This is a genomic window from Clostridium sp. 1001271B_151109_B4 (assembly GCF_015670405.1).
In the GTDB taxonomy this organism is placed as follows: Bacteria; Bacillota; Clostridia; order Clostridiales; family Clostridiaceae; genus Clostridium.
Window position 1 is genome coordinate 213,782 of record NZ_JADPBQ010000004.1, and the last position, 3,217, is coordinate 216,998.

A 3,217-nucleotide genomic window follows, 5' to 3' on the forward strand; every position below is an offset into this window, starting at 1 on the left:
CAGCTGGTTCATCTAAGCATACCCTTGTTTCTAATCTAACTACTTTTATTGTTCTGTCAATAGTTTGACTAGTTCCATCATTAGAAGTTATCTTTACTGTTAACGTCTTATTTCCAGCTGATATACTTGATATATCTACTGTTCCATCAAATCCAGCATTATTTCCACTTGGATATCCTGGATATACATTGTTTACATCTGGTCTATTTGTTCCGTAAGGCACAGTTCCTAGATCTTTTCCATCTACGTATACTCTTACTTCCTTAACTCCTAACTCATCTAATGCCCATCCTCTAATACTAATCTTGTCATTAGAAATAACTGTATTATTAGTTGGAGTATCTAAAGTATTTATCTTAGGCAAATTGTTAACTTTACCTATAGTAATATTTCTTTTATGGCTTTGAGTTTCACCATTTCTAGAAACTATTATTACTTCTAATGTCTTACTTCCAGTTCCTAATTGACTTATATCAATAGTCTCTTCAAACCCTGAAACATCACCATTAAAATAACCTGGATACATAGAATTAATATCCGGCCTAGAAACTCCTGTACTTATAGTAGCAATTTGTGAATTATCTACTAATACTTTAATTTCCTTAATTCCAAATGCATGCAATGCCCATCCTTTAATCGTTAATTTACCATCAGTAATAACAGTTGAATCAGAAGGTAATTCTAACTCACTCTTTGCTGGTAAATATTCAGATTGTGTTGCATCACAATATAATCTGAATAATTCTATTCCATATGTAGGATCTGACGCCCAACTTCCAGTTAAACTTAGTACATCCTTAGCTTTTCCATATATACCACTTGTAGTGCTATACCATCCTATATGCCTTGGATCATATGTTTCATTTGAAGCTAAACTTTCATCTTTCCAACTATCAACATATGATGTTTTTGGATAACCATCTGCTGCTGCATATAAAGCTAAATGATCTAAATGAGCAATTATCCCTTGTTCCCAGTTATCAAATCTTTTGTGTGCATCTGGATCGTAATCATCTCCACCTGAAGGATTTTTTAATCCACATGGATTATGATATGATTCATCCACTACTCCACCAAATCTTCCATAACCAGTTTCCTTTGCAGCTTGTACATAAGCTAACACCCAGTTAACTCCACCTCTAGACTCTGCATATTGCTTATAAATTTTCGCTAAACTAACAAATGTTTCAGTAGCATTTTTACTTCTTGCCCATGCCTCAATTGATTCAACTGATACATTAACATCTGAAACAATATCAACATTCCCGATAGCATTACTATTTGAATAAGTAGTAGCAAATGCTTGTACATCAAAAGTAAAAAAGTTCAACATAAAGATTAAACATAATATCTTACTCAAATATCTACTTTTAAACATTTATTTCCCCCCTCTCTTAATATATTATTCAATTAAAATCATATCATACACTGCTTAAAACTGTAAATATAAAGGATAAATAATATCTTTTTGTTCTATTTTGTTTATAATTATATCCTTCCTTAATTATTAATTTAAAAATTTTTATACTATCTTTCTTTAATTTGGAAACAATATCTAATATGTTTGTAAACTCTTGTATAATATTGTTATATTAGCTTTATTAATATATACTAATATTTGAACTATCTTAAAACTTAGGTTTTAAAAATTCACTAATAAATTGTAAAATAAGCAACTTAATTTAAATAAATATATCAAAGGAGATTTTTATGAGTATTCTTACCCCCTTAATAATAGCTTTTATATTATTATTAAATTATTTTTTATATAAGAAGAAGTCATATTCGAAGAACTTTTTTTATATAACAACAACGTTCTTAGTAATTTATATAATTTTTACTATAGTAATTTATTATAATAACCTATCTAATGGTTTTGAACATGGAATTCTATTTGGAGATGTGTTAAATAGTCATTTTTGTGACGAATATAAATATTATGTAGACTCTGATATATTACTAAATCACTTTAAAAACGGAGAAATAACTCAATGGTTTAATAAGGAATTACCTGTATATGAGTTTGTTGATTACGCTGGTCATGCTAGCTATGGAAATTATAATATATTTGTAATTTTATTAACTTTGCTTAAGGCTATAGGTATAACTTCTGCTTTAGATTTGATATTAATAAAATTAATATTGTACATTCCTACATCAATATACTTATATAAATTGTCTAGACTTTATTTAAGCGAAAAGCTTTCATTAATTAGTTTAGGGATTTTTAGCTTAATACCTGGATATATATTATGCAATTCACTATTGATGCGTGATAATATTATAATAGCTATGATAATAATAATTTTTTACTATATATTCTCTAAAAAAATTAATTATAAATCTATAATATTGATATTATTAACTTCATTATTGTTATTAAAATTTAGATCATATTTAGTATTAGTTATTATTGCAACACTAATATTTACTTTTAAAAATTCAAAATCTATATTTAGGATTAATGATTTAGTATATTTTGTAGCTATAATTGGAACAATTTACTTCTTTGTTCACTTTAATTTTCAGCTACATCATTCAAATGCCTTTTTCTCATTCTTCCAAATAACTTATTTGCAAGAAATTTTCACAGTACAATTTGGAACTGGATTGCCTATGTTATTTAAATTGTTTTATCAATTAGTTATTCATATTATATATGATCCACCATATTTAAACTTTTTAAGTTCTGGATTGATATACTTAATTTTATATTCATTTGGAAATATTATAGGAACTATTTTAACTTTAATTTGCTGTGTATCATTTATATATTTCATAATAAAAATTAAGGATAATAAATTAATTTATTTATTTAAATTTACTGCTTATTTTACAATATTAACAGGATTAATAGTATTGGCTAAAGACTTATTTATAATTCATAGAATTACTCTTATATGGTTACCTCTATTTATAATAATTGCACTTTATTCAATAAACGAAATAAAAAATAAAATAAAATCTAAATAGATAAAAATTACTATAAATATTAATATATAAAATAAAAGGCTGTAAGAAATTTCAATTAAAATTTCTTACAGCTTTTTTATTATTTATGATTACTTATACATTTCGTTATAGTAATTTAAGTATTCACCTGAAGTAACGTTTTTCATCCATTCTTGGTTATCTAAGTACCATTGAATAGTCTTCTTAATTCCAACTTCAAAAGTAGTTTCAGGATACCATCCTAATTCATCCTTAATCTTAGTTG

The 3,217-nt window shown here is 25.8% G+C and carries 1 protein-coding gene and 2 pseudogenes; 1 reads left to right on the plus strand and 2 read right to left on the minus strand.

The features are described from left to right. Nucleotides 1-1,378 (minus strand): annotated as a pseudogene (locus I4V63_RS15570) (Ig-like domain-containing protein); the annotation flags it as partial. A 332-nt stretch (nt 1,379-1,710) separates the two neighbouring features. Here I4V63_RS15570 and I4V63_RS04750 point away from each other — a divergent pair. Next, a complete protein-coding gene (locus I4V63_RS04750) occupies nt 1,711-2,973 on the plus strand; it encodes a hypothetical protein (RefSeq protein ID WP_196000148.1) in 1,263 nt (420 codons plus the stop codon). Between the two features lie 89 nt (nt 2,974-3,062). Here the strand turns inward: I4V63_RS04750 and I4V63_RS15575 are convergent. Beyond that, nucleotides 3,063-3,217: pseudogene (locus tag I4V63_RS15575) on the minus strand (dTDP-glucose 4,6-dehydratase); the annotation flags it as partial.

Excerpts from the sequence above, each read along its gene's own strand:
- I4V63_RS04750 (WP_196000148.1), top strand. The coding sequence starts at position 1,711 with ATGAGTATTCTTACCCCCTTAATAATAGCTTTTATATTATTATTAAAT.